This window comes from Acidovorax sp. HMWF029 (genome assembly GCF_003060895.1).
In the GTDB taxonomy this organism is placed as follows: Bacteria; Pseudomonadota; Gammaproteobacteria; order Burkholderiales; family Burkholderiaceae_C; genus Acidovorax.
Genome location: NZ_QAIH01000044.1, coordinates 1 through 6,787, shown reverse-complemented (window position 1 = coordinate 6,787; position 6,787 = coordinate 1). Strand labels below are relative to the sequence as shown.

The 6,787-nt window shown below is 63.2% G+C and carries 5 protein-coding genes and 1 pseudogene; 4 read left to right on the top strand and 2 right to left on the bottom strand.

The genetic code is table 11. The annotated features are described in order from the left end of the window. The first annotated feature begins 100 nt into the window (after nt 1-100). Together DBR12_RS02730 and DBR12_RS02725 are read left to right on the top strand one after the other, a co-directional pair. Nucleotides 101-1,678, top strand: a complete 1,578-nt coding sequence (locus DBR12_RS02730) for an HD-GYP domain-containing protein (protein WP_146185454.1) — start codon at nt 101-103, stop codon at nt 1,676-1,678. 178 nt (nt 1,679-1,856) lie between these two features. Continuing rightward, complete coding sequence (locus tag DBR12_RS02725; RefSeq protein ID WP_108615839.1) at nt 1,857-2,444, top strand: lysophospholipid acyltransferase family protein; 588 nt, start codon at nt 1,857-1,859, stop codon at nt 2,442-2,444. 59 nt (nt 2,445-2,503) lie between these two features. Here DBR12_RS02725 and DBR12_RS02720 read toward each other — a convergent pair whose 3' ends face one another. Then, nucleotides 2,504-2,968, bottom strand: coding sequence for an Lrp/AsnC family transcriptional regulator (locus tag DBR12_RS02720; RefSeq protein ID WP_108615838.1), 465 nt, complete (start codon nt 2,966-2,968; stop codon nt 2,504-2,506). Nucleotides 2,969-3,137: 169 nt separating this feature from the next. On the opposite strand from DBR12_RS02720, the gene DBR12_RS02715 reads away from it, so the two are divergent. Then, nucleotides 3,138-4,262, top strand: a complete 1,125-nt coding sequence (locus DBR12_RS02715) for a saccharopine dehydrogenase family protein (RefSeq protein WP_108615837.1) — start codon at nt 3,138-3,140, stop codon at nt 4,260-4,262. Nucleotides 4,263-4,274: 12 nt separating this feature from the next. Here DBR12_RS02715 and DBR12_RS02710 read toward each other — a convergent pair whose 3' ends face one another. Further along, nucleotides 4,275-6,128: a long-chain fatty acid--CoA ligase gene (locus DBR12_RS02710; RefSeq protein WP_108615836.1), complete on the bottom strand. Its 1,854-nt coding sequence runs from the start codon at nt 6,126-6,128 to the stop codon at nt 4,275-4,277. A 294-nt stretch (nt 6,129-6,422) separates the two neighbouring features. Between DBR12_RS02710 and DBR12_RS02705 the strand changes: the two are divergent. After that, nucleotides 6,423-6,787 (top strand): annotated as a pseudogene (locus tag DBR12_RS02705) (GGDEF domain-containing protein); the annotation flags it as partial.

Genomic DNA, 6,787 nt, shown 5'->3' with positions numbered 1-6,787 from the left:
GTCCAATCCATCATCGGGGCAACGGACATGCGCCAGGGGCTGTGGGGCGGAGAGGGGGGAGCGGGCTGCACTTTGTCGAAGGCTTGCAAGAGAAGGTTCTTTGGGCGCCGCCACAGATTCGTTCACGCAGGAATGCGCCGCGAAGCCCGGCGGTTTGAACGGGCGAGGGGCCGAATTGTCGCAGCGATTTACCCGCCAGGCATTGCACCTGAAGGCAGCAAGCTTGCCCTGGGCGCTTGGCGCCGCAGCAAATTTTGTGTCAGGGAAGTGCCAAATGTGTCGAAATATGCAGGCGGGACGTTATTTCGCAACGCTTGTTTGCTATCAATATCGCTATAGTCGCCTCAGAACCTTACAGACTGTTGCGAACGACAAGAATTCAATCATGTGGAGCAATCCCGGAACCCCCGTAGCCATCCACCCCAGCCAGCTGGTGCCTGGCCTCTACATTTGGCTCAATGTGCGCTGGGATGAGCACCCGTTTATTTCTAACCGTTTTTTGATCAAGCACCTCAAGGATATTGCTGTCATTCAGTCGCTCGGAATCGACGATCGGGTGCTGTACTTTCCAGACAAGAGCTCGGTAGTTCCTCCGGAGTACGTCCCTCCGCCGCCCACCACGGCCGAATTGGAGGCGCAGCGCCTGGCCCAGTTGGCTGCCGAAAGGGCTGCGCTGCAGGCAGAAATCAAGCTGAAAGAAGAGCAAAAGCGACTCAAACGCCAGCGTCAGCAGGACGCAGCTGCGCGTGCTGAACGGGCATGGGAGGATGCGGCCCGCAAAACCCGCGAAGCCTTGCTGACACTGCAGCGTTCTCCCAAAGCTGCCGGACAGATGATTTCAGACCTGTCAAATGACACGGCTTCGGCCATTGCACGCAGCAAAGAAGTGCTCCTGCATTTGCTGGGGGACAAGAAGGATCAGGGGCCGCAATTCCATGCGCTCAACGTGTTGACGCTGTGCATGCTTCTGGGAAAAAAGGCCGGTCTGACCGAGCGTGAGCTCTCTGACTTGGCGATGGCGGCTCTGGTGCACGACGCGGGCAAGGTCAAAGTGCCCGCACAGCTGTTCAAGACCATCAAGCGCAAGAAGCACGAAGAAGCCTTTGTGCAGCAGCATGTGATGTTCTCCTTCCAGCTGGCAAATGAGTCGGGCGCCTTCAGCAAGGACGCACTCGCCGCCATTGCTGACCACCATGAAGCGCTGGATGGCTCTGGCTTCCCGAGGGCCAGGAAAGAGATGAGCCGACAAGCATCCATCCTGGCGTTGGTCAACCGCTATGACAACCTGTGCACCCCAGAGGCTCTGGATCAAGAACCGCTGATGCCTGCAGAGGCGTTGTCACACATGTTCCGCACCGAGGCGAGCCGCTATGACGCTTCGCTGCTTGGCGCTTTGGTCAAGTTGCTGGGTGTGTATCCTCCAGGCACCGTGGTGCATTTGTCGGATGGCTCGCTGGCGTTGGTGGTGGCGCCCGGGCCTGAAAGCTTGCGCCCGCAGGTACTGGTTTACTCGCCGGAACTGCCCAAGGACGAGGCGCCTGTGGTGGAGCTGCATACCGAACCCGAGCTGAAAATCACCGAAGCCCTGCGCCCATCGACGCTGCCGCTGGATGTCCTCAAGTGGCTGAATCCGCAGCAGCGGCTGTCTTACTATTTTTCGGTGGAGCCTGCCAACTGACTCAGCCTTTGGCGCTGGTTTCCGATTGATTCCGCCGCGCCCATGTCATTGAGCGGGCTGCGTGACCTGCACCCCCCGCATGGGTGGTGCCTTTGTTCGTGTCAATTCAGGAGGTTGCCGCGTCGACAAGTGCAACGCCGACCAAGTTCCTCCTGTGCGCCTCATTTTTTTCCTGTATATGCAACACACTATTTTCGACACCCCGGGTGTCAACACCGTATTGCGTCTTTTGTCGATCGGTTTCTTGCGTCTGACGGGTTGGCGTGTCGAAGGCCAACTGCCTGCAGGGGCTAGCAAGTGTGTGCTGATCGCTGCCCCTCACACCAGCAACTGGGATCTGCCCTACACGCTGATGCTGGCGTTTTCGCTGCGTCTGCGCGTGTACTGGATGGGCAAGCACAGCCTGTTCAAGGCGCCATTTGGCGGGGTGATGCGCTGGCTCGGCGGCATCCCGGTGAACCGAGCGCAAGCAAACAACCTGGTGGCCAACTCGGCCCAGGCCATGCGTGATGCTCAGGGCCCCATGCAGCTCATCGTGCCGCCAGAGGGCACACGCGGCAAGACGCGGCACTGGAAGACGGGCTTTTACTACATCGCCCAGCAGGCTGGCGTGCCCATCGTGCTGGCCTTTGTGGACTACGACCGCAAGGTCGGTGGCCTGGGTCCGGTGTTTGAACCCACGGGCGATGTGGATCGCGACATGGCCGCCATCAAGGCGTTCTATGCGCCCATCCGGGGCAAGAATCCGGCCCAGTTTGATGCCTGAGACAAGGAGATTCTCATAAAAAATGCCTTCTCCGCGCGTCCATTATGGGTTTTAAGCTATCAAAATCGTAGTGACTCACCCACGCTGCGCCGGTCGATCTTGCGGCTGAGCACGATGCTGGTCTGTGTCTGGTGCACGCCGTCAAGCTGGCCCACCTTGTCGAGCAGGGTGTCGAGCTGTTCGTGGCTGGTGCAGCGCAAGAACACCAGGTAGTCAAACGGCCCGCTCACGGCCGAGACTTCTTCGACCTCGGGCATGGCCTCCAGCGCGCGCAGCACGGCGGGCGCTGTTTTGGGCAACACGCTGATGCTGCACCAGGCCCGCACCGTGGTGGCATCGAGCCGCGTGCCCAGCCGTACGCCATAGCCTGCGACCACGCCAGAGCGCTCCAGCCGCGCAATGCGCGCCACCACCGTCGTGCGGGCCAGCCCCAGCTTGCGTGCCAGTGTGGCGGTGCCTTCGCGGGCGTTGGCCTGCAGCAGGCTGAGCAATTGGCGGTCGGTGTCGTCCGGGGCCTGGGTCATGGGGATTTTCTCAAAAAGTCGTAACGCCCATGATATTCGCCGTTATGACAAAACAAAGCGCGTTTTTCGACGTTCTAGCCTCTACACATTGACAGCACGCATGCCTAGCATCAAGGCATCAACAACCCCCTCACCGCTGCACGCGGTGAATACCACCGGGAGCGCTGCCATGACCGTCCTTTCCACCCAATCCCACACGACTGCCCGCCGCGCCATCACCATCTTGGGGTCGGGCCACATTGGCTTTGCCATGGCGCTGCTGCTGCAGCAGCAGGCCGGCGACTACGACATCCTGGTGGTAGACCGCGACCCGGCGCGCCTGGCCGAAGTGGCTGCTCTTGGTGTTTCCACCCAATGGGCGACGGACGATGCGAGCCTGCAGTCCGCCGTTGACGGCCGTTTTGCCGTGCTGAACGCGCTGCCGTTTCACTGCGCCGTGCCGGTTGCAACACTTTGCGCCACAGCCGGAGTGCACTACTTTGACCTGACCGAAGACGTTGCCAGCACCCAGGCCATTCGCGCCCTGGCAGCCAACGCCCACAGCGTGCTCATGCCCCAATGTGGCCTTGCACCCGGGTTCATCGGCATCGTGGGCCACGACCTAGCACGGCGTTTTGACACCCTGCACACCCTGCGCATGCGTGTGGGGGCGCTGCCCCGCTACCCGCAGGGCGCCCTGCGCTACAACCTGACTTGGAGCACCGAAGGCTTGATCAACGAATACTGCAACCCCTGCGAGGCCATCGTGGACGGCGTGCGCACCACGGCGCCCGCACTGGAGGGGTTGGAGACCTTTGCACTTGACGGTGTGGAGTACGAGGCCTTCAACACCTCGGGCGGGCTGGGCACGTTGACGGAAACGTTGGCGGGCAAGGCGCGGCAGGTGGACTACCAGTCCATCCGCTACCCGGGCCACAACGCCATCCTCAAGCTGTTGCTCAACGACCTGCGCTTGCGTGATCGGCGCGATCTGCTCCGGGACATTCTGGAAACCGCCATCCCCACCACCGACCAGGACGTGATCGTGGTGTTTGCCACCGCGTCGGGCCTCAAGGGAGGACGGCTGGTGCAGGACTCGTACTCGGCCCACATCGTGGGCAGGCCAGTGGCGGGGCATACGCTCAGCGCCATCCAGCTCACCACGGCGGCGGGTATCTGCACGGCGCTCGATCTGGTGGCGCAGGGGCGGCTGCCGCAGCGCGGCTTTGTGGGCCAGGAGTCCGTGGCGCTGTCGGACTTTCTGGCGAACCGGTTCGGGGTGGCCTACGCCGGGGAGGGGGCGTTGGTGCTTTGAGGGCGTATGGGCTCAGCGCCCCGGCTTTTGGTACATGTCTTCGATCGCCTGCGCAAAGTGCGCCATCAGGTTGATGCGCTTGAGCTTGAGCGTCGGTGTCATGAAGGTGTTTTCAATCGTCCATGGCGCCAGCGTCAGGTGCACGGCGCGCGGCACGGCATAGCGCGCAAAGCTGGAGGTGTTCTTTTCGATGCGCGCCAGCACCGCGCGGTGCACGCTGGGGTGGTTCAGGCTGGCCGCGTCTTGTGCAGGCAGGCCCAGGTCGGCCGCCAGGCGCTGCCACTCGTCGGCCTTGAGCACGGCCACACAGGCAATGAACGGGCGGTTCTCGCCCACCACAAAGGCCTGTTCCAACAGCGGGTCTGCCAGCATGGCCAGCTCCAGGTCGCCCGGGGGCACTTTTTCGCCGGTGGAGGTGACGATGATTTCCTTGATGCGGCCTTTGATATAGATGCGGCCGTTCACGATCTCGGCCTGGTCGCCCGTGCCCAGCCAACCGTCGGTGCTCAGGATCTTGGCCGTGTCTTCTGGTCGCTTCCAGTAGCCTTTCATCACAATGGGGCCACGCACCTGCAGCTCGCGGTTGTCGCCAATGCGCACTTCCACACCGGGCAGGGCCTTGCCCACGCACGCGGGGTCGTTGTCGTCCAGCGAATTCACCGACACCACGGGCGCGGTCTCGGTCATGCCGTAGCCCTGCACCAGCGGCAGGCCCAGGCCCAAAAAGCATTTGGCGATGGTGGGCGACAGCGGCGCGCCGCCGCTCACCGCCACGCGCACGCGGCCGCCAAACTGGGCCAGCAGCGGCTTGGCGACCAGCGCCTGCAGCAGGGGCCAGGGCAGGGCGGACATCCAGCCTGCGGCCTGGCCTTCGCTGACTGCCGGGGCGGGCAGGCCTTGCGCGTCACAAAAGCGTGCCCAGCCCTTGTTCTGCGCGGCCTCGTACAGCTGCATCTTCCAGGGCGTGGGCGAGAGTTTTTCGAGCAGCTTGGCGTGGATGCGCTCGTAGATGCGCGGCACCGACACCAGCACGGTGGGGCGCACGGTCTTCAGGTCCTCTGCCAGTTGCGCCACCGAGCGGGCATAGGCCACGCAGCTGCCCGCTGCAATCGGCAGGTAGTAGCCGCCTGTGCGTTCAAAGGTGTGGGACAGCGGCAGGAACGACAGGAACACGTCGTCCACCGTGGGCGCAATGCGGTCGAGCACCGCCTTCACGTCGCTGACCACGTTGCGGTGCGTGAGCATCACGCCCTTGGGCTTGCCCGTGGTGCCCGAGGTGTAGACGATGGCCGCCAAGTCGTCCGCCACTGGCGGTGTAGGGGCAGGGGCCGCACCAGCCCCTGCCAGCCACTGCGCCAGCGAGCCCACAGCGGGGCCATCGACCGAAGCGGCGGTGGGCGCGAAGGTCGAAGTGTCGTCGTCGGTGATCACCACCGCCCGCAGGGCAGGGAACGGCGTGCCCACGGCGCGGATTTTTTCCCACTGCTCCGCGTGGCCCACGATGAGCATGGACGCCTCGCAGTCGGCCAGGATGTAGGCGATGCTGCCCGGGTTGTCGATGGCATGAAGCGGCACGGGCACACAGCCCGTGGCCAGCGTGGCCTGGTCGGCGCACATGGCGTGCAGGCCGTTGGGCAGCAGGATGGCCACGCGCGCGGCCTGGGGCAGCTGGAGCGCTGCCATCGCCTGCGTCCAGGTGGCGATGCGCCCAGCGGCCTGCTCCCAGTTCAGGCTTTGCCAGGATTGGCTGGCGGTGTCATATGCGCGGAAGGCATCGCCCAGAGGGGTCTGGCCCACCCGGAAAGCCAGCAATTGGGGCAGTGTCTGAACGTCGGAAATTCGGGTGGGGGTCGTGGCGGAGGTCATCTGGCTCGCGAAAAGGGCCCGCAGCGGGGCTTTCAGTCGGACGAGCGCTCGTCATGGAGCGCATTTCCTGGAGGCGTGGGCCCTGATCAGGGCAAACCCGGAGATCATAGCCAGCGCCGGTGCCTGGGCTGCCCATACGGGAGGGCGCATTGTGAGAAATGGTGCATTCCTAAAGATGGAATACCGGGGACTTGCGCTGCGGGCTGCCGCCACATGGCGACCCGGGTACCGCAGGCTCCATGGGCACAATAGGCGTTGATACACAGCCACGCGAACGCCGCTTCTGCACAACCCATGGATCCCATCACCATCTTTTTTATTGCCACACTCATGATGCTGGCAAACGGTGGGGTTCTTGGCCTGATGCACAAGGACCTGCCTTTACCCATGCGGCCCGCTGCGGCCAGCTGGCGGATTGCAACGCTGCTGTTTGCAGGAGGCTCCATCCTTTTTGCTGTACAGGGCCTGAACCCGCCGACCTACACCCTGGCGCTGGCCAACGCGTTGGTGATGTTCGGATTTTCCGGGTACCTGCGTGCTTTGCGGCAGTTCTACGGCCTCAAAGACCAGCTGTGGGTGATGGTGCCTGCGGTACTTGGCACGGCGGTCGTATCTTGGCTCACGCTGGGCAAGGCGGATGTGGGGGGGCGCATTCTGAC